Annotated in this window: 18 protein-coding genes; 10 read left to right on the plus strand and 8 right to left on the minus strand. The window is 64.0% G+C overall.

Features of this window, described 5'->3' with window-relative positions:
* Positions 1-7: 7 nt before the first annotated feature.
* A complete protein-coding gene (locus IVA75_RS22495; protein WP_247286310.1) occupies positions 8-598 on the minus strand; it encodes an NAD(P)H-dependent oxidoreductase in 591 nt (196 codons plus the stop codon).
* A 50-nt stretch (positions 599-648) separates the two neighbouring features.
* Positions 649-1596, minus strand: a complete 948-nt coding sequence (locus IVA75_RS22500; RefSeq protein ID WP_247286311.1) for an AraC family transcriptional regulator — start codon at positions 1594-1596, stop codon at positions 649-651.
* A 301-nt stretch (positions 1597-1897) separates the two neighbouring features.
* Between IVA75_RS22500 and IVA75_RS22505 the strand changes: the two genes are divergently transcribed.
* Genes IVA75_RS22505 through IVA75_RS22515 form a run of 3 tightly spaced genes read left to right on the plus strand, consistent with a single transcriptional unit; the run spans position 1898 to position 4493 of the window.
* On the plus strand, positions 1898-3004 hold the full coding sequence (locus IVA75_RS22505) for a DUF2336 domain-containing protein (RefSeq protein WP_247286312.1): 1107 nt from the start codon (positions 1898-1900) through the stop codon (positions 3002-3004).
* Positions 3001-3321, plus strand: coding sequence for a PilZ domain-containing protein (locus tag IVA75_RS22510; RefSeq protein ID WP_247286313.1), 321 nt, complete (start codon positions 3001-3003; stop codon positions 3319-3321). Before IVA75_RS22505 ends, IVA75_RS22510 begins: the two co-directional genes overlap by 4 nt.
* Positions 3322-3371: 50 nt before the next feature.
* Positions 3372-4493, plus strand: a complete 1122-nt coding sequence (locus IVA75_RS22515; protein WP_247286314.1) for an HD domain-containing phosphohydrolase — start codon at positions 3372-3374, stop codon at positions 4491-4493.
* 363 nt (positions 4494-4856) lie between these two features.
* Here the strand turns inward: IVA75_RS22515 and IVA75_RS22520 are convergent, their stop codons facing one another.
* Positions 4857-5534, minus strand: a complete 678-nt coding sequence (locus IVA75_RS22520; RefSeq protein ID WP_247286315.1) for a nitroreductase — start codon at positions 5532-5534, stop codon at positions 4857-4859.
* Between the two features lie 116 nt (positions 5535-5650).
* Between IVA75_RS22520 and IVA75_RS22525 the strand changes: the two genes are divergently transcribed.
* Positions 5651-6625 (plus strand): alpha/beta hydrolase, encoded by a 975-nt coding sequence (locus IVA75_RS22525; protein WP_247286316.1) that lies wholly within the window; start codon positions 5651-5653, stop codon positions 6623-6625.
* 46 nt (positions 6626-6671) lie between these two features.
* Here the strand turns inward: IVA75_RS22525 and IVA75_RS22530 are convergent, their stop codons facing one another.
* On the minus strand, positions 6672-7043 hold the full coding sequence (locus IVA75_RS22530; RefSeq protein WP_247286317.1) for a nuclear transport factor 2 family protein: 372 nt from the start codon (positions 7041-7043) through the stop codon (positions 6672-6674).
* Between the two features lie 101 nt (positions 7044-7144).
* On the opposite strand from IVA75_RS22530, the gene IVA75_RS22535 reads away from it, so the two are divergent.
* Entirely contained in the window at positions 7145-7708 is a 564-nt protein-coding gene (locus IVA75_RS22535; protein WP_247286319.1) for a TetR/AcrR family transcriptional regulator, read from the plus strand.
* A gap of 15 nt (positions 7709-7723) precedes the next feature.
* Here IVA75_RS22535 and IVA75_RS22540 read toward each other — a convergent pair whose 3' ends face one another.
* A complete protein-coding gene (locus tag IVA75_RS22540) occupies positions 7724-8188 on the minus strand; it encodes a cupin domain-containing protein (RefSeq protein WP_247286322.1) in 465 nt (154 codons plus the stop codon).
* A gap of 204 nt (positions 8189-8392) precedes the next feature.
* Here IVA75_RS22540 and IVA75_RS22545 point away from each other — a divergent pair, with 204 nt between their 5' ends.
* The gene (locus IVA75_RS22545) at positions 8393-8641 is read left to right on the plus strand and encodes a hypothetical protein (RefSeq protein ID WP_035962662.1); all 249 of its coding nucleotides are present in this window, start codon (positions 8393-8395) and stop codon (positions 8639-8641) included.
* 287 nt (positions 8642-8928) lie between these two features.
* A complete protein-coding gene (locus tag IVA75_RS22550) occupies positions 8929-9981 on the plus strand; it encodes a type II asparaginase (RefSeq protein WP_247286324.1) in 1053 nt (350 codons plus the stop codon).
* A gap of 14 nt (positions 9982-9995) precedes the next feature.
* Here IVA75_RS22550 and IVA75_RS22555 read toward each other — a convergent pair whose 3' ends face one another.
* A complete protein-coding gene (locus tag IVA75_RS22555) occupies positions 9996-10871 on the minus strand; it encodes an MBL fold metallo-hydrolase (RefSeq protein ID WP_247286325.1) in 876 nt (291 codons plus the stop codon).
* Positions 10872-11053: 182 nt separating this feature from the next.
* On the opposite strand from IVA75_RS22555, the gene IVA75_RS22560 reads away from it, so the two are divergent.
* Positions 11054-12010, plus strand: coding sequence for a glycerophosphodiester phosphodiesterase family protein (locus tag IVA75_RS22560; RefSeq protein ID WP_247286756.1), 957 nt, complete (start codon positions 11054-11056; stop codon positions 12008-12010).
* Here the strand turns inward: IVA75_RS22560 and IVA75_RS22565 are convergent.
* Positions 12007-13629 carry an ABC-F family ATP-binding cassette domain-containing protein gene (locus tag IVA75_RS22565; protein WP_247286326.1) on the minus strand — a complete coding sequence of 541 codons (1623 nt, stop codon included), beginning with the start codon at positions 13627-13629 and terminating at the stop codon, positions 12007-12009. The genes IVA75_RS22560 and IVA75_RS22565 overlap by 4 nt on opposite strands.
* Positions 13630-13750: 121 nt before the next feature.
* Positions 13751-15358, minus strand: a complete 1608-nt coding sequence (locus IVA75_RS22570; RefSeq protein WP_247286327.1) for a multicopper oxidase family protein — start codon at positions 15356-15358, stop codon at positions 13751-13753.
* A gap of 235 nt (positions 15359-15593) precedes the next feature.
* Between IVA75_RS22570 and IVA75_RS22575 the strand changes: the two genes are divergently transcribed.
* Positions 15594-18365 (plus strand): molybdopterin cofactor-binding domain-containing protein, encoded by a 2772-nt coding sequence (locus IVA75_RS22575; RefSeq protein WP_247286328.1) that lies wholly within the window; start codon positions 15594-15596, stop codon positions 18363-18365.
* The gene (locus IVA75_RS22580) at positions 18362-18886 is read left to right on the plus strand and encodes a (2Fe-2S)-binding protein (RefSeq protein WP_027569742.1); all 525 of its coding nucleotides are present in this window, start codon (positions 18362-18364) and stop codon (positions 18884-18886) included. The genes IVA75_RS22575 and IVA75_RS22580 overlap by 4 nt, the downstream gene beginning before the upstream one ends.
* The last annotated feature ends 7 nt before the right edge of the window (positions 18887-18893 follow it).

The raw sequence follows: 18893 nt of genomic DNA on the forward strand, positions 1-18893 counted from the left end.
GGGACCGTCAGTAAGGCGGTGCCTTGCGCGCCCGCTGCGCCTTGGCGGCCTCGATCCACCAAGCGAGATCGTCGGCGAAGCGCGGGAATGAACGTTCGAGCGCTTTGCCGCCCTCGCCGATCGGTTCGCCAGCTTCCGACAGCGTCTGTGCGATCGGGCCGACGCCGATGGTGCTCGACACCACCACCATGCCCATCTCCGACAACGTGCCATGCCAGGCGGTCGAGGCACGCGCGCCGGACAGGCGGCCGGCCGAATAGCTCACGATCGCGGCCGGACGCCAGAACCACTCCTCGAGGAAGTGGTCGGTGAGATTTTTCAGGCCCGGCTGGATGCCCCAATTGTATTCGCCAGTGACGAAGACGAAACCGTCCGCGCCGCGGATCTCTCCGGCCAGCTTCTCCAGCGCCTCGGGTACGGAGCCCTTGGGATATTCCTTGTACATGCGATCAAGCATCGGCAGGCCGATCGCCTTGGCATCGATGAACACGGCGTCGTCGCCGCGGGCGCGCAGGCGATCGATGACGAAATTCGCAAGGCGGATGCCCATGCGGTCGGAACGGTAGGAACCGTAGAGGACGAGGATGCGATTGCTCATGACCGGTAGTATAGCACGGATCAGCAAGCCGGCCTCAACGTTTTGACGCGCTAGGTTCGCCGTCCGCGCTCGAGCGTTTGCGACGGTGTCTCGCCGAACTGGTCGCGATAGCTTCTGGAGAAGTCGCCGAAATGCCAGAACCCGAACGCCAGCGCGACGGCCTTGACGCTGTCGGCACCCGCGAGCAGCCGCTGGCGCACCAGCCACAGCCGCCGCAGGCGTAGATAGCGGTGCAGACTCATGCCGCGATAGCGGCGGACGACGTCGTGCATGGTGCGAACCGGCAGGCCGAGCTTGCGCGCGATCTCGGCGCTGTAGATGGGCTGCGAGAGGTCGTCGGAAAGCAGCGCGCGGATGTCCTGAAAGACCTTGAAGTTCCGCTCGTATTTGGGATGCGGGGTCCATCGCGCGGGACCCATATTTTGGAAAATTACGTCCACGGCGCCGAGCAGGGTCTCCTTCATGGCGGCCGCCTTCAGCGGCACGTCGGGCGCGTCGACCGGCTCCGACGCGGCTGCCAACACCTCCCGAACCACAACGCGGAGCCGGTTCAAGCCCGCGGCGGTCGTTTCGAAGATCTTGAAGCAGAGGGCTGCTTGTGGCCAGCCGCGATCCGTCACCTCCGGCCTGAACACCACCGAGGCGATTTCCCGCTGAACCTCCTCGACGGTGGTGTAGGCCGCGCCGCCGCTGCCGATGACGATGACGGGTCGTGTGCGCCGCGTGCCGTTGAATCGAACGGGCACGTCCAAGTCGTCCATCGTGAATCCGATCGCGGTGCAATTCTCGACGAGCTGTGCGTCGACGACCCGCGGAAATGCCCGCGTCAAATTCACGTCGCAGCCGGGCAGCGACAGAATGGTCTGCTCGGCCGAAATCCTCCGTACGAAAGGCGTGAACTCGAAGTTCAGGCCCCGTATGGCATTTCGAAATTCATCGACGTCAAAGAAACGAAATACCTTTGGCGCCAGCGTCGGCGCATCATCAACTCTGTTCATGGCAATTTGAAACTTCGCGTCGCAACACGCGCGCGTCCGGCGACGATGCCGGCCCAACTTCCCCGTTCCGGTGTCCCCTCAGTCTGAAAGAATCACTTCGAACTATGCCGACCAGTTGGCGAGCGTCGAAGTCAAAGTACAACCCGGCGCATCAAATCTCGCCAATTTTCGATAGCGTTTCCTGCCGTGTCAGCGGTGCACCAATACCCAAACGATCGAAAGCAACATTTCAAATTAACGTCTGTCGGGCGGAATAAGCGCTGTTCGATATTCAAAATCAATTTTGAGTCAGGCCCCTGCCATGATGGCAAATTCGCCTGCTGATATTCTCGCTGAATTGGAAGAGACGGTCGCAACGTGCCCGGCGGAGCGTTGCGACCGCATTCTCTCCGGCATGGTGCAGCTGCTCATTGGCAGCCACGACCAGTGCCGGGAATTGCTCGTCAACGTGGTCGACGGTGTTCTGCTGCGCTTGACGGAACGGGTCGATGCCAGCGCGCTGGTTCAGCTCAGCACGGCGCTGGCCGAGCTTGACGTTGCGCCTCCCGAAACATTGTGGCGTCTGGCCTCACACGACGATCCCGACGTGGCGTGTCCGGTGTTGCTCAAATCGCAGGCACTCTCCGCGGCAGACCTCGAGGCTGTCATTGACTCCCGTGGCGAGCGGCATCGACGCGCAATCGCCGCCCGCAGCGAGATCGCGCCGGCCGTGGCCGAGGCGTTGATCAAGCACGGCGGCCCGATCTGCCTTGCCCTGATCAAGAACCCGGGAACGAAATTCTCCGACGCAGCCTATGCAGCGCTGATTGCCAAGGCAGACCAGGACGGCGAGATCGCGAAGGCGCTGGTGCTCCGGCCCGGCACGCCCGACCTGGTCGTGCGCAAGCTGCTCTCCGCCCCACCAGCCCGGAAGGCACCGGCCACACCCAACCCGCCCGCCGCGGCGCCGGTGCCGGAAGCGGAGCCGGCTCCGCCAAAGCGGCCTTGCAGGGCCGACTACGCAAGCGCGAGGCCGGAGATCGTCGTCCTCAACCGCATCGGCAAGCTCAACGATTCCACGGTGAACCGTTTTGCGATCCGCGGCGAGACGGCCAATTTGTTCACGGCGCTGTCGGTGCTTTCAGGGGCGCCGCTCGAGATCATCGAGCGTGTCGTGAGCGACGACGATTGCGAAGGGCTGGTCATGGCGTGCCGGGCTTCGCGGCTGAACTGGCAGACCACCCTTACCATCCTGAGCAACCGCGGCGGGAAACGGCTCTCCTTTGCCGAGCGCGAGCGCGCGCAACGCATCTTCGAGACGCTGCTTCTGTCCACCAGCCAATGGGCAGTGCGATGGGGAGAAATAGCAGCAAGCGCCAACACGCGCGATCCGGTAGATCGCGGCTCGAAGATGGTGGTTAACCGATGAAGTTCGACGGTCGCAAAGCGCAGCGTGTAAAAATGGATCACAAGCAGCCGGTCAATCTGATGGGCTCGGACGGCACGTGGCGGCGCAGTTGCGTTCTGCTCGACATATCGCAAAGCGGTGCGAAGATCGAAGTTGAGGGCACGCTCGACGTGCTGCGGGCAAAGGAATTCTTCCTGCTGCTATCGTCGACGGGGCTCGCCTACCGGCGCTGCGAATTGGTCTGGATCGACGGCACCACCGCCGGCGTGCACTTCGTCACCGCAGACGGAAAGAGGAAACCGGCAGCCGCCGTGCAAACTGCCGCTCGGAGCAAATAGCCCCAAGGATTCATCAGCCCCAATTAACTCCAGCATGATTCAGGTCAACCGTGCAGAACGCGCGAATTATATCCCGCCCCGTCAAAGGCGACGGCGGCATCCGAGAGAAGGAAGCGGCACGCCCGTTCGTGCATGTGCTGGCTGATTCCTCGGACAAATTGTCGAGCGTCTGTTCGATTCTCGAGCAGCAGTTTGCCGTCGCAGGCGAACGGCTCGACGCGGAAGCCAAGCTGTCCCAGGTGCCGTTCGCGATCGTCATCCGTGCGGAATTGCGTGACGTCCACACCATTGCGGCCATCAAGAAACGAGCCTTAAAGCTCGCGAAGGCAACGAAACGCATCTTCCTGGTCGAGCATTCCTCTCATATGAGTATCTCGCAGGCCTACGCGCTCGGAGCCACGCTCGTCCTTCCCGGGACGATCGACAAGATCAAGCTGCTGGCAGCCCTGGTTGATCCCGCCGAAGAGGCGTCTGCATCCTCAGGTCACGCGCCGCAGCCGGACAACGCCGTCGAGACCGCGGCGATCGCCATCGCGTCGATGTTCACGGCCGTCACGCTCGGCGAGCCTGTCGACGTCGACGGCACGAAGGAAGCCGGCCGCCAGATCGCCGATCGCATCACCCAGCATGGCTTGTCGGAGTGGCTCACCACGGTGCGGCGCCATCACGAGGGGACCTATCAGCATTGCCTCCTCGTCACCGGCGTCGCCATCGACTTCGGCCTGAGCCTTGGCGTCGGCAGGCCAGATCTGGAGCGGCTATACACGGCGGCCATGTTCCACGACATCGGCAAGGCCCGGATTCCGCTTGCCATCCTCGACAAGCCCGGCCGTCTCGATCCGGAGGAACGTGCCATAATCGAGACGCACCCGGTGGCGGGCTACAATTTTCTGAAAGACCACGACAATATCTCGCCAGAGATCCTTGATGCCGTGCGGCATCATCACGAATTTCTCGACGGCAGCGGCTACCCGGATGCGCTTTGCGCCGGGAACATCGGCGATGTCGTGCGCATCCTGACGATCGCGGACATCTTCGCTGCCCTGATCGAGCACCGGCACTACAAGCCGACGATACCGCGGGCAGAGGCTTATAACATTCTCTGCGGAATGAGTGGAAAGCTGGAAAAGGCACTGCTGACCGCGTTCAGACAGGTCGCGCTCACGAGATGAGCGCAGCAACCCGTCTCGACCCCGGTCTAGTGCGCGGCGCGATGTCTGGTGCGGCGCGGAACGGTCCGGCACGCGAGCCCTTCGGCCAGCAGCTTCATGTCCTCGTGCCGGCCGCTCCGGATCAGCCGGCCGAACTCTTCGGGTGTGAAAGGAAGACTTGGATCATCATCGATCGGACGCCGCACTCGCGGGCCGAAGAACCGTCGAACCAGGCTAGCGAGCCGCCGCATGTCAATTCCCTCGCGCCAGCATCAAACCTTTCAGTCTGTACATTGTTCCTCCTGCACGATCGAGATTGCAAGAGGCCGCCAAGCGGTCCGCACCAAAAAAAATTCGGCGAGAGAATAATCTCCTCTGCCTGCGCTACTCGGCGAATCCGACGTAGCGCACGAAATCGTCGTTGCCCTCGCGATCGGAGCGAACGGCGTTCGCGGCAAAGTTGTCGTCGGGATAGCCCATCGCGACGCAGGTCATGATCACCTCGTCCTCCGGAATGTTTGCGACCTCGCGCACGATGTCGGAGCGCATGATGCCCTGCCCGTTGATCACCGAACCGAGCCCGCGGTCCCAGGCCGCGAGCACGATGCCGTAGCAGAGCGCGCCCAGGTCGAAATGGCAGACCGCGCCGGGATCGAGCACGCGGTCATAGGTCAAGACCAGCGACACCGGCGCGTCGAACTGGCGGAAGCCGCGCAGCACCCAGTCCTGGCGCATCGGTTTGTCGTCGCGCGCGATTCCCATCGCGCCGAACAATTTCTTGGCGACGTCGACTTGCCGCGTCCGGTGCACGCCCTGGTATTCGCCGTGGCTGACGATGTCGCGCTTGACCTTGGCGCCGGCAACCATCTCCTCCATATTGCGTCGGCGCAGCTGTTCCAGCGGACTGCCTGTGAGCACGTGGACATGCCAGGGCTGGGTGTTCATCGACGACGGTGCACGTTTGGCGCTGTCGATGATCGCCTCGATCACCGTGCGCGGCACCGGCTCGTTCCTGAAGCCGCGCACGCTGCGGCGCGACTGGACCAGCGTTTCGAATTCCACCTCAAGACCTCCCTGCCCGTTCATTCCCTGGCATTGCCACATGCGAGCGGTTGCCGACGCGGCGCGCCATATCTATGCTAACCCGCAAGCAAGACCAAGAACCCTGTGAGGATCCCATGAAAGCCAACGTGGCCGCACCGCTCGATCCCGTCATCGCCCAGATCATTCCGCTGCTGCCGATGCGCGATGCCACGACGATGACGCCACAGAGCGCCCGCGATTCCTTGCGCGCACTGGCTGCCTCGCGCGCGGCCATACCGCCGCCACCCGTCGACATTGTCGCGGATATCAAGGTGAAAGGCGGCGCCGGACCGCTCGATGCACGGGTCTACCGGGTCGGCACCACGCCCGCACCGACCGTGGTGTTCTTCCATGGCGGCGGCTGGGTCGCGGGCGACCTCGAGACCCACGACCGGCAGGCCCGCAACCTTGCGATCGAGACCGGCGCCGTCGTCGTCTCCGTCGACTATCGCCGCCCGCCCGAAACGCGCTTTCCCGGCGCGTTCGAGGACGCCTTTGCCGCGGTCAGCGACGTGTTTGGCCGCGTCACGGAATTTGGCGGCGATGCAAAACGCCTCGGTGTTGCCGGCGACAGCGCTGGCGGCAATCTCGCCGCCACCACCGCGATCGCCTGCCGCGACGCCGGCATCAAGCTCGCCGCGCAACTGCTGGTCTACCCCGTGACCGACGTCCTCGGCAGTTATGCGGACGCCCGCGAGAACGCACGCTTTCCCTCGCGCGCAGAGAATGCCGAAGGCTACTTCCTCTCACGAGCCGTGATGGAGTGGTTTTGCGGTCATTATCTCGCAGATCCCTCGCACGCCACCGACTGGCGCGTCTCGCCGCTGCGCGCGAATTCGCTTGCCGGCGTCGCGCCCGCGATCGTCACCACCGCCTGGTTCGATCCCCTGCGCGACGAGGGCACAGCCTATGCGCGCGCGCTGGAAGCCGCCGGTGTGCCGGTAAAGCACCATGAAGGCCCCGGCCTGATCCACGGCTATTTCGGCCTCGGCGATGCCTCCGAGGTGGCGCGCGCGGAAGCGCAGCGCGCACGCGCGGACTTCAAGGCGCTTCTCGCGCGCGGCGCCTGAGGGTGATATCGGGAGCGGCAGGATCGGCCGCCACGCCGGCCGGCGTTCAGGCCTTGGCAGCGGGCACCTCGAAGAAGCCCGTCGCCTGAACGAGCCGGCCGTCGCCGCCGAAGCGGCCGAAACTCTCACCCGTGACGAACACGCGACCGGCGCCATCATACATAGTCCAGCGAAAAAGCCCCTGCTCGTGGTGTTCGAGGAAGCTGTCGTTCCTGAAATGCGCGCCAGGAAACTTGAGCTGGGTTTGACCGATGCGCGCCATCAAGGCGTCGCGTCCCTCAATCTGAGAGCCCGGATCGGTATACACACAGTCCGCGGCGACGCTTTGCTCGAGCAGCCGACGCCGCTCGTCCTCATCGACGGGTCCCCACGCAGCTTGATAGGTGTTCCAGGTCTTCAGTCGCGCTTCATCGTTCATCTCGCAGACCCTCTCATGGCTTCATGCCGCTTCCGGCAAATTGACAATTCTTGTTCTTTTGTCAATATGACCGGGGTTCAATTCCGACGCCGGTGAGGCTCATGGCTCGTTCCAGCATTTCGAAAGAGGAGCTCGCGATCGAGGCTGCGACGGAGGTCTTCTCCCGCTACGGCCATGCCCGTACGACGATGGGCGATATCGCCGCCAAGGCGGGCATGTCGCGGCCGGCGCTCTATTTGCTCTTCCCCGACAAGGATGCCGTGTTCGCGGCGGTGATCCAGAGAATGGACGAGCAGAAGCGTCGCGACATTAAGGCCGCAATCGCGCGTCTCGACGGTCTCCATGCCAAGCTGCTCCACGCCTGCAAATCCTGGGGATCCCATGGCTTCGACCTGATCGAGGCGCATCCCGATTCAGCAGATCTGTTCGACCTCCGTTTCCCGGCAGTCCGAAACGTCTACGACAACTTCCAGTCTTTGGTCGCCGACCTCATCCGCGATCAGGTGAAGGCCGCTGCGATAGCGGACGAGCCGGAAGTACTGGCGCGATGCCTGGTGTTCGGCATGCGGGGGCTGCGCGAAACCGCCAGGACCGGCAAGGAGATGCGGCGGCTGATCGCCGTTCAGGTCACCATGCTCGTCAGAAGCATCGATGACAGCGTTTGAGCTGCGAACAGCCGCCTATCTCCCCGCCCGTTGCGCGTCGGTGTGCCCCCACGTCTGGTCCCAATCCTGACCGGCGGCATCGACGACGCGGCCGTCGGCTTCGAAGAACTTGTTCGGCGCCTGGAAGATCGCCAGGATCAGGGCGCCCTCCGGGCACCAGGCGGCATGCCGGCTGCCCGCCTCGCGCCAGATGAATTCGCCGGCCTTGCAGGCAATCCCCTTGGCCGGGCCCTCGTTGTCGACGAGAGCGCCTTCGATGACATAACTCTGCTCGACGCCGACATGCTCGTGATCGGGCAGCACCGAGCCCGGCGCAAAGCGCATCAAGGCCGTCATCAGACCGCTGCTGCGATCGAACAGCAGCGTCTTGGCCTCGCAGCCGGGAAAGCGCGTCTTCTGCCATTCCATCTCTTGCGGCCGAACCAGGTGAGAATGCCAGTCAGCAGCGGCATCCGGCGTGTTCGCAATCAGGGTCTCCATCACGATGCTCCCTTCGGCTAAACCCACCCGAAGCTAGCAGGATCGCCCGTCCCGGTCAGCGAGCAGTGCAGCAGGCCGTCGGCCCCTTCGCACCCGCGCTCGAAAAATCGCCAGGAAGACCGGACGGCAGGCGCTCATGCAGCTTGATTGCGCCACGATTCCCGGCTCCAATCCGCGCGCCATTTCTGGTTTAGGGAGACAATCATGATGAAGCGGATTTTCCTGGCTGCGATCGTTGCCACTTTCGCAGCGGGTTCGGCCTTCGCGGAGGACACCTGCGAAAGTAAGGCCGTCGGCAAGGACGGCAAGGCCTTGGCTGGTGCCGCCAAGACCTCGTTCATGAAGAAGTGCAAGGCCGACGCCTGCGCGCCCAAGGCCGTCAGCGCCGAGGGCAAGCCGCTCGCCGGCGCCGCCAAGAACAGCTTTATGAAGAAGTGCGAAGTCGGCGCCTGACCGCTGCGACTTTGGTGCTCATTTAGCGAGCAGCGGTTCCACAAACTCGTCATGCCCGGGCTTGTCCCGGGCATCCACGTTTTTGTCTCTGAATAACAGAGGCAAAGACCGTTTGCCTCTTCTCGCACGCGCCGAGCGCGCAGAGCAAAATCGTCGCCACCCTAGACAGAGTGCCTCGGCTAGCGGAACATGCAGCGCTGAGCGAAACCGGGGCGCACCAACGAATCTTCCAGCAAAGGGTGGTCGAGATGTTGCAGTTTCGAGTGCGTGATTACACGATGGCGATAATGAGCGTGCTCTTCGCGTTGCTCATCAGTTTTGACGTCGCGCATGCGAGGGGCCCGGGACTTCCCAACGTCATGGTGCTTGCAACCGGCGGCACGATCGCCGGCAGCGGGGCGAGCAGCACCACCGTGGTCGGCTACACCGCCGCCACGGTGGGCATTGAGACGCTCCTGAATGCCGTCCCCGAACTGAAAACGGTGGCTAACGTCAAGGGCGAGCAGGTTTTCCAGATCGCCAGCGAGAACATGAACAATGACTATTGGCTCAAGCTCGCAAAGCGCGTCAACACGCTGCTCGCGCAGGACGACGTCGATGGCATTGTGATCACGCACGGGACCGATACGATCGAGGAAACCAGCTATTTTCTGGATCTCGTCGTCCAGAGCAAGAAACCTGTCGTCGTCGTCGGCGCGATGCGGCCGTCGACGGCGATCAGCGCGGATGGGCCGATCAACCTCTTCAATGCGGTGATCCTCGCAGGCAGCGACGAGGCCGTCGGCAAGGGCGTACTCGTTGCTCTCAACGATCAGATCAACGCGGCTCGCGATGTGACCAAGAACAACACCTCGACGGCAGACACCTTCCGCACGCCTGAACTCGGCTTTCTCGGCTACATGCAGGGCAACAAGCCGTTCTTCTATCGTCAATCGACGCGGCGGCACACCGCGGACTCCGAATTCGACGTCTCCAGCCTCGATGTCCTGCCGCAAGTCGACATCGTCTACGGCTACGCCAACATGAACCGGGTCGCGATCGACGCGTTTGTCGCCGCCGGGGCCAAGGGGATCGTGCATGCCGGCGTCGGTGACGGCAGCCTGGCTCGTCCCGCGGTCGAGCCGGCGCTCGACGAGGCCCGCAAGAAGGGTGTCGTGATCGTGCGCAGCAGCCGGGTCGGCAACGGCATCGTCGCGCGCAACGGCGAGGCCAAGGACGACGAGCATGACTTCGTCGTCTCGGATACGCTCAATCCTCAAAAGGCACGCATTCTGCTGATGCTGGCGCTGACCAAGACGACCGACACCAAAGAAATCCAGCGGATGTTCTACACTTACTAGAGCGTCCGGTCGCCCTACTCCCGCTTGAAACGGTAGTCGAAAGCGGCGCCGAGCGGCTTGATCAGCCCGACCGTCGGCGCCGGAAAATGGATCGGCAGGATCAGCGTGTCGGTGTCGACGACGGAAGCAAAAAACTTCCGCCGCGACACCGCCGACTGCTTCGCATCCCAATCCGGCTTGGCCGACCAGTCCGGCTCGCGGCACTGGATCTGGTGATGCATGAGATCGCCGGCCACCACCGCGCGCTGGCCCTTCGAGAAGATGTTCACGCAGCAATGACAGGGCGAATGCCCCGGCGTCGGCGTCAGCGTGACGGTGTCGTCGAGCGCGTAATCGTCATCGACCAGCAGCGCTTGGCCTGCCTCGACGATCGGCAGGCAATTATCGCGAAACACGGTGCCGGGCGGATTGCTGCCCTTGGCATGCTCGGCCTCCCAGGCCGCATATTCACCCTTGTGGAAGACGTATTTCGCATTCGGAAAATTCGGCACCCAGCGTCCATCGCGCAAGGTCGTATTCCAGCCGGTGTGGTCGATATGAAGATGGGTGCAGAAGACGTAGTCGATCTGCTCGAAGCCGATGCCGAGCGCGAACAGCTCGTTGCGCCAGCGCTCCTTGCCCGGAAAATCGAACGGCGGCGGATGGCCCTTGTCCTCGCCGGTGCAGGTATCGACCAGGATGGTGTAGCGCGGCGTGCGCACCACGAAGGTCTGATAGGTGATCACCATCATGCCGCGCGCGGCGTCGAACACCTCCGGCTCCATGGTCGGCAGATGGTGCTTGAACACACCCTCGTCATAGGCCGGGAAAAAATCCTGCGGCCGCCGCCACGGCCCCTCCCGCTCGATCACCGCATCGATGGTGATGTCGCCGATCCGCAGCTGCTTCATGCGCGTTCCACCCCAGCTTTTAAAGCAGCGTAGCGGGCGGCATCGGACCGTTCAAGCCGGAAGGCGCAGAGCCGTCCCCTTGCGTGACGATTGCCGCAAATCAACCCCAAACGCCGCCGACGGTGATCACGGAATTGGGGGAAGAATCGGTGGGCACGAAACTGAGAGTCGCGACGGCAGCCATGATCGCAGTCGCCGCGGGCGTCTACGTCAACAACACGAGTCTGCTGGCGCCTCATCGTAACGGCAAGCCGGTGCTACTCGCCCATCGCGGCATGGCGCAGCGCTTCGATGAGCGCGATGTGAAGAACGACACCTGCACCGCCGCGCAAATGTTGCCGGCGACACACGACTATCTGGAGAACACTGTTCGCTCGATGCGGGCAAGCTTCGACGCCGGCGCGGATGTGGTCGAGCTCGACGTGCACCCGACCACCGACGGCGAGTTTGCCGTCTTCCACGACTGGACGCTCGATTGCCGCACCGACGGCCACGGCGTGACGCGCGAGCAAAGCATGGCGAGGCTGAAGCTGCTCGACATCGGCTATGGTTACACCGCCGACGGCGGCAAGACATTTCCGTTTCGCGGCAAAGGCATCGGGATGATGCCGAAATTGTCGGAAGTGTTCGCCGCCTTCCCTGACAGGAAGCTGCTCATCAACGTGAAGAGCCGCGACGCATACGAAGGCGAGAAACTTGCCACGGTGTTGAACGCGCTGCCGGCCGAGCGCCGCCGGACGATCATGGTTTATGGCGGCGACGAGCCCATCGACATGATCCGTCGCCTTACCCCGGAAGTTCGCACGATCTCGCGCGCGGCAATCCGAAGCTGCCTGATCGGCTATATCGGCTACGGCTGGACCGGCTTGGTGCCGGCAGCCTGTCGGAACGCGATGGTGCTGGTGCCGATCAATATCGCGCCCTTTCTATGGGGCTGGCCTGACCGCTTCCTCGCGCGCATGGAGGGCGCAAACAGCGCAGTGTTCGTGCTCGGTCCCTACAGTGGAGGCGAGTTCTCCACCGGCATCGATACGCCCGAGCTCTTTGCCCGGCTCCCGCAAGGCTATTCCGGCGGGATCTGGACCAACGAGATCGAGGCAATCGCCACGATCGCGGGCAAGGGCAAGAGCAAGAACTAGCTCCGCAACCCCGGCGCTTCCTGCCCCGTGCGCGCGACATATTCTGTGTAGCCGCCGCCGAACTGGTGGATGCCCTCGGGCGTCAGCTCCAGCACGCGGTTCGACAGGACGCTGAGAAAATGCCGGTCATGCGAGACGAACAGCATGGTGCCCTCGAAATCCGACAGCGCCGCGATCAGCATCTCCTTGGTGGCAAGGTCGAGATGGTTGGTCGGCTCGTCCAGCACCAGAAAGTTCGGGGGGTCGAACAGCATCTTCGCCATCACCAGGCGCGCCTTCTCGCCGCCTGACAGCACGCGGCAGCGCTTCTCGACGTCGTCGCCGGAGAAGCCGAAGCAGCCTGCGAGCGCGCGCAGGGAGCCCTGCCCGGCGGTCGGAAACGCGTATTCGAGTGACTCGAACACCGTCTGCTCGCCATCGAGCAAATCCATCGCGTGCTGGGCGAAATAGCCCATCTTGACGCTGCCGCCGACCGCGACCGTGCCCTCGTCCGGCTCGCTCGCACCGGCGACGAGCTTGAGCAGCGTCGATTTGCCGGCGCCGTTGACGCCCATCACGCACCAGCGTTCTCGGCGGCGGATCATGAAATCGAGCCCGTCATAGATGCGCTTGCTGCCGTAGCCCTTGAACACCTTCTTGAGCGCAACGACGTCCTCGCCCGACCGCGGCGCCGGCGGAAAGTCGAATGCCACCGTCTGGCGGCGGCGCGGCGGCTCGACCCGCTCGATCTTGTCGAGCTTCTTCACCCGGCTCTGGACCTGTGCCGCATGAGATGCGCGCGCCTTGAAACGCTCGATGAACTTGATCTCCTTGGCGAGCATGGCCTGCTGGCGCTCGAACTGCGCCTGCTGCTGCTTCTCGCTCAGTGCCCGCTGCTGCTCGTAGAACTCGTAATTGCCGGCGTAGGTGGTGAGCGATCCGGAATCGATTTCGACGACTTTCGAGATCACGCGGTTGATGAACTCGCGATCATGCGAGGTCATCAGCAGCGTGCCTTCGTAGTCGTGCAAGAACTTCTCCAGCCAGATCAGGCTTTCGAGATCGAGATGGTTGCTCGGCTCGTCGAGCAGCATGACGTCGGGGCGCATCAGGAGAATACGCGCCAGCGCCACGCGCATCTTCCAGCCGCCGGAGAGCTTGCCGACGTCGCCGTCCATCATCTCCTGGCTGAAGCCGAGGCCGGACAGCGCCTCGCGCGCACGGCCGTCGAGCGCATAGCCGTCGAGCTCCTCGAACGCGTGCTGCACCTCGCCGTAACGCGCGATGATCTCGTCCATCTGGTCGGCCTTGTTGGGATCGGCCATCGCGGTCTCGAGCTCCCGCAGCTCGGCCGCGACCGCACTCACGGGTCCCGCCCCGTCCATGACCTCGGCCACGGCGCTGCGGCCGGCCATCTCGCCGACGTCCTGGTTGAAATAGCCGATGGTGATGCCGCGGTCGGTCGAGACCTGCCCCTCGTCGGGCAGTTCCTCGCCGGCGATCATCCGGAATAGCGTGGTCTTGCCCGCACCGTTCGGGCCAACGAGGCCGATCTTCTCGCCCTTGTTGAGGGCGGCGGACGCTTCGATGAACAGGATCTGGTGGCCGGCTTGCTTGCTGACGTTGTCGAGGCGGATCATGGGGTCTTTTTGGGGGATTGTTGCGTTGCAGCGTCATAGGCCATGCCGGCCGCCAGGGGAAGCCCGGCCGGACCCGGATCAGCCCCGCGCGCCGCCGAATTCGCGCAATTCGACCCGCAGCTTAGGCCTTGTAGACCTCCACGGTCTGCATCATGCCCATCTCCTCATGGTTCATCATGTGGCAGTGGAGCATGTAGACGCCGGTGAAATCGATGAAGCGCGAGCGGAACACGACCTGGCCGCCCTTGCGCTCCACAATCACGGAATCTCGCCATTCCGGCACCGCCAGCGCCTTGCCATTGGCCGAGATCACCTGGAACGGGTTGGTGTGGATGTGGAACACGTGGTCGTCATGCTCATGGGTGTTGACGATGGTCCACTCCTCGACCGCACCCAGCTTGACCCGCTGATCGATACGGCCAGGGTCGAACTTCTTGCCGTCGACGAAGAACTCGAATTCCTGCCAATGGCCGGCGGCATCGGCCTCCGGCGCGGTCGCCGACAGCACCACCTTGCGACGGTTGGTGATCTCGGAATCCTTGATGGTCGCGAGCGGCGCCGGCGGCAGGGCCCGCGGCAGCTTCATGTCCATCGGCGCGCCTGAGACCACGACCCGCGCCAGCGGTCCCACTGGCGAAGGATGGCCCTGGTCGTAGGGCGAGGCGTTGAAGGCGTAGGTGCCGGGGCTCCCTGCTTTCACCAGAATGTCCGCACGCTGGCCGGGCGCGATCAGGACCTGCTTGAGCGGCTGCATGGCGCCGAGCTGGATGCCGTCATAGGCGATCGCTTGCAGATCGTGCTTTTCCAGGTCGAGCAGCATGTCGTCCTGATAGGCGGCATTGAGGATGCGCCAGCGCTGCACCTCGCCGGGCCGCATCTCGATCATTGGCCGGCGCTGGCCGTTAATGGCGAGAAAGCGCGTCGCAGTCTCGGGAAACAGCGTCTCGAAATTCTCGACCATGCCATTGGCATCGTAGACCACCTGGGTCAGCACCATGAGGCGTTCGCGGGCGGTCGCGATCTCTGGAATTTCGGCGAAATCGCCCTCGATGACGACGGCGCCGACCATGCCGGAGGACATCTGGATGTCGGCGCTGCCGTGGTGATGTGGGTGATACCAGTAGGTGCCCCTGGTGTGATCGGCCGGCAGCGTGATTTCGATGTTGTAGCTGCGGCCCGGCGCCATCGAGCGCATGACGTTGTCGGAAATCCCGCTCGGGCTGGTGTGCGCGCCGTGGAAATGGAAATTGGTGTTGTTGAACTGGTGCGGATGACTGATGTCGGCCGGCAATCCATCGCGGTTCGGCGGCAAATCGTTGATCATCTTGATGCGCAGCGTATCGCCGGGCTTCATGCGCAAGGTCGGGCCGGGGCTGCCGCCCTCATAGGACCTGACATAGAGCCGGACGCCGCCGATCTGGCGATAGGCATAGCCGACGCGCAAGGTCGTGCTCAGCACGCCATTGACGGACCGCCGCACCTCGGGCTCGATCAGCGGCTGGTCCATGGCGGGAACGGGCGTATCAGCGATCATTCCCATGGTCGGCGACATGTCCGCGGTGTGGGACGTGCCTGCATGGTCGTGCACGGCGTGCTGGGCATTCGCTGCACCTGCGAACAGCGACAACGCGCCCGCTTTGAGACCGCAATCCAGCAATTGGCGGCGCGACAATGTCGTCGTGCCCATGGTGCTGGTGACTGAACACGCACCGTTCGGATCGTGCTGCATTTGAATCGCGCCCCCTGTTGCCGGACCGTCTTCCGTTCGATTCGATTTCAAAGCAAGCACGAAACCACAATTCGATCTGCGAGCGCACGACATTCAGCGGTTGTAAACCTTCTCACCCGTTCTATCGTCGCATGATGCATCGTGACGGATTCGCGCAGGCGCTGACCCATGCCCTCCGGACATCGCATGCTGGCCGCATCCCGATGTTCTCGAAACTCTGTACAAGGATATGATCATGGGGCCTTCGCGACGTGAGTTCGTGAAGTGGTTGTCGGCGGGAGGCATCTCGGTCAGCCTGTCACATCTGGCGTCCGCGGCGGGCGTGCCCTTCGCAGCGCACGAGACGCTGCCCGGACGCGGCAAGTTCAATCCCGCGACAACGGGCGCCGGCCGTGTCGACGGCGTCGCCAAGGTCACCGGCGCAAAGCTCTACGCTTCCGACTTCCGCGCCAACGATCTGCAGGGCTGGCCACAGACCACCTCGCACGCGATCCTGGTCCGCGCCAACGACGCCACGCATGTCTATACCGGACTGGACCTCGCCCGCCTCGGCGGCGCGCTCAAGCCGTCGGTGGTGGTGACAGCCGCCGATCTCGACCGGATCGGGACGCAGGTGCCGGAATTCTATGCGGGCGACCTGTTCTGTCCGATCGGCAAGACGCCCCTTTATCTGGGACAGCCGGTCGCGCTTTTGATCTTCGAAAAGTTCGACGCCTTCGACCAGGCGCGTCTCGCGCTGCGCGACGGCACGTTCGTCCAATTCGGCGAGGAGACCGGGCCTGTCGTCGTCCCCGATTACGGGGCCTTCCGCTTCACCCGCGTGGCAGGTCCCTCGCCTGACCAACCGGATGTCTATTCGCCGCTCCAGGCCGGCTGGGTCTCGCCCAAGAAGGTGCAGAGCGCGGCGCTACCGGTGTGGTCGCCGCTCGCGAAGGACATGCCGGCGGATTACGCCAAGGCGGCGAAACATGGCGAGCAGATCCGCGCCGAGCTTGCAGCGAATGACGCCTCGATGCTGGTGCTCGACCGCGAGTTCGAGACGCAATCGGTCGACCCGATGTTCCTGGAGCCGGAATGCGGGCTCGCCTGGTACGACGGCAAGGGCGGCAATCTCGAACTGCTGCTTGGCGTACAGTCACCTTACGAGGCGGCGGAGTCGATCGCGCATCTGTTCGGCAAGGCCCGCGCGCCCTACAAGCCGGCGCACATCAACGCGCAATTCGCCCATGTCGGTGGCGGCTTTGGTGGCCGCGATCACACGCCCTTCATTCTCTATGTTGCGCTCGCGGCGGTCTGCTTTCCCGGCAAGCCGGTGCGGCTGGCGCATGACCGCTACCAGCAATTTCAGGCCGGCATCAAACGCCATTCGATCAAGATGCGCTCGCGCATCGGCATCGATCGCGCGACCGGCAAGATCAAGGGGTTCGCCGCCGATCACGTGCTCGACGGCGGCGGGCTCGCCCATTTCTCGGCCAGCGTCGCAATCGTCGCAGCCACCGGCGCGATCGGCATCTACGACATTCCGAAGGTCGACGTCAGGACCGTCGCGGTGCACTCGCGCGGCGTGAGCGCAGGCTCGATGCGCGGCTATGGCATCCTGCAAGCCATGACGGCGCTGGAGGTCCTGATCGACGAAGCCGCGTCCGAGCTCAAGCGCGATCCGATCGAATTCCGGCGGCGTAACGCGCTGCCCCAGAACGGTCGGACCATGACGGGCAATCCCTACATCGTCTCGGTGCGCACGCCTGAAATCCTCGACAAGCTCGAGAAGCATCCGATCTGGCAGCAGCGGGCGCAGTTCAAGCAGACCTCGTCGGATCGGCTGGTCGGCACCGGCGTCGCATGCGTGACGAAAGACTATGGCTCCGGCGCGGACGGCTCGCTCGGACGCGTCGAGCTTGGACCTGACGGCAAGATCGTCATCTATTGCGATCATGTCGAGATGGGCAACGGCATCGGGACGGCGCTGGCCAACCGGGTCGCCGGCCATCTCGGCGCCATCGCCGATGAGGTCTCGGTCGCCCGCGTCGACAGCTATGACGTACTCGGGCTGGTCACATCCGGCGATCCCTCAACCATGGACCAGAAGACCCAGGATGCCGCGGAGAAGAACCCGCGCTGGGTGCCCGCGATCAGCTCGCCGACGAGCTCCTCGATCGGCGCGCATGTCGGCACGCATTCCGCCGCGGAAGCCGCCCGCGTGATTTTCCGCTTCGGCCTGTGGCCCGCGGCGCTCGAGCTGTGGCGCATCGCAAAGACCGATCCGCGCGCGGGGCAATGGGCCGGCGCAAGCTGGCAGAACGGCCAGCTCACCATGCCCGGCCTCGAACCGCTCGCCCTCCCTGCGCTCGCGGCGACAGCTCACGCGCGCGGCCTCGTCACCGGTGCGGTTGCGCACAGCTTCTCGCGCTGGGCGTGGTCGCGGGCACGCTTCCCGCTGTCCGGCGAGCAATACCGAGCCGAGATCGACGCGCTGGCGATCCGCAAAGGCAACGGCAAGTTCGAGCGGATCAACCGCAGCAGCGTCAAGTTTCCGCCGACCGACAACAACCGGATCGGCACCGCCTACACCTCGATGTGCGGCACGGTCGTCCGCGTCGAGATCGAGCGCGCAACCGGCGCGCTTCGCATCGCCAAGGCCTATAGCGTTTTCGAATGCGGCACCGCGCTGGTGCCCGAGGTGGTGATGGGCCAGGCCCAGGGCGGCTTCGCCATGGGCGTCGGCTACGCGCTGCTCGAAACCCTGCCCCCGTTCGAGGGCGGGCCGGGCAATGGCGAATGGAATCTCGGGCGCTATCTGGTCGCACGCGGCTCCGACCTGCCGCTCCGCGATCTCGAGATCGAGATGCTGAAGCCGCTAGTACCAGACGAAGCGCCGAAGGGCATGGCGGAGGTCGTGATGATCCCGATCGTGCCGGCGCTGATCAACGCCATCCACGACGCCACCGGCCATCGCTTCCGTGCGCTGCCGGTCACCGCAAGCCTATTGAAGGGAGTGCTCGCGTGACGACCCTCAGCCTCACCATCAACGGCCAGAAGCACGGTCCGATGGACGTCCGCGACGATCTCTCGATGAACGATTTTCTGCGCGAGATGCTGGGCATGACCGGCACCAAGTTCGGCTGCGGCGCCGCGCAATGCCTGAGCTGCGCCGTCATCGTCGACGCGCCCGACGGCACCAGCACCACCAGCCCGACCTGCGTCGCGCCCGCCATGAATTTCGACGGCAAATCGATCCGCACCGTCGAGGGGCACGCGAGGGACGGCGAGCTCTCGACCCTGCAAAAGGCGTTCATCGCGCATTTCGCCTTTCAGTGCGGCTATTGCACCGCGGGCTTCCTCAATGAGGGCCAGGTCTTGCTGGAGCGCCTGTCACGGACACCGGTCGCGCGCGAGGCGCTGGAGCAGACCATCGCGGACGCGCTCGACGGTCATCTCTGTCGCTGCACTGGCTACGTCAAATATCACGAGGCGGTGCGGGACGTGATCCTCGCCGACTCGAAGCGCTACCTCATGGCCACCAAGTGACACGCAT

The organism is Bradyrhizobium sp. 134 (assembly GCF_023074155.1).
Classification (GTDB): domain Bacteria; phylum Pseudomonadota; class Alphaproteobacteria; order Rhizobiales; family Xanthobacteraceae; genus Bradyrhizobium.

Excerpts from the sequence above, each read along its gene's own strand:
- IVA75_RS22495 (WP_247286310.1), bottom strand. The coding sequence starts at position 598 with ATGAGCAATCGCATCCTCGTCCTCTACGGTTCCTACCGTTCCGACCGC.
- IVA75_RS22500 (WP_247286311.1), bottom strand. The coding sequence starts at position 1,596 with ATGAACAGAGTTGATGATGCGCCGACGCTGGCGCCAAAGGTATTTCGT.
- IVA75_RS22505 (WP_247286312.1), top strand. The coding sequence starts at position 1,898 with ATGATGGCAAATTCGCCTGCTGATATTCTCGCTGAATTGGAAGAGACG.
- IVA75_RS22510 (WP_247286313.1), top strand. The coding sequence starts at position 3,001 with ATGAAGTTCGACGGTCGCAAAGCGCAGCGTGTAAAAATGGATCACAAG.
- IVA75_RS22525 (WP_247286316.1), top strand. The coding sequence starts at position 5,651 with ATGAAAGCCAACGTGGCCGCACCGCTCGATCCCGTCATCGCCCAGATC.
- IVA75_RS22530 (WP_247286317.1), bottom strand. The coding sequence starts at position 7,043 with ATGAACGATGAAGCGCGACTGAAGACCTGGAACACCTATCAAGCTGCG.
- IVA75_RS22535 (WP_247286319.1), top strand. The coding sequence starts at position 7,145 with ATGGCTCGTTCCAGCATTTCGAAAGAGGAGCTCGCGATCGAGGCTGCG.
- IVA75_RS22540 (WP_247286322.1), bottom strand. The coding sequence starts at position 8,188 with ATGGAGACCCTGATTGCGAACACGCCGGATGCCGCTGCTGACTGGCAT.
- IVA75_RS22545 (WP_035962662.1), top strand. The coding sequence starts at position 8,393 with ATGATGAAGCGGATTTTCCTGGCTGCGATCGTTGCCACTTTCGCAGCG.
- IVA75_RS22550 (WP_247286324.1), top strand. The coding sequence starts at position 8,929 with ATGAGCGTGCTCTTCGCGTTGCTCATCAGTTTTGACGTCGCGCATGCG.
- IVA75_RS22555 (WP_247286325.1), bottom strand. The coding sequence starts at position 10,871 with ATGAAGCAGCTGCGGATCGGCGACATCACCATCGATGCGGTGATCGAG.
- IVA75_RS22560 (WP_247286756.1), top strand. The coding sequence starts at position 11,054 with ATGATCGCAGTCGCCGCGGGCGTCTACGTCAACAACACGAGTCTGCTG.
- IVA75_RS22565 (WP_247286326.1), bottom strand. The coding sequence starts at position 13,629 with ATGATCCGCCTCGACAACGTCAGCAAGCAAGCCGGCCACCAGATCCTG.
- IVA75_RS22570 (WP_247286327.1), bottom strand. The coding sequence starts at position 15,358 with ATGCAGCACGATCCGAACGGTGCGTGTTCAGTCACCAGCACCATGGGC.
- IVA75_RS22575 (WP_247286328.1), top strand. The coding sequence starts at position 15,594 with ATGGGGCCTTCGCGACGTGAGTTCGTGAAGTGGTTGTCGGCGGGAGGC.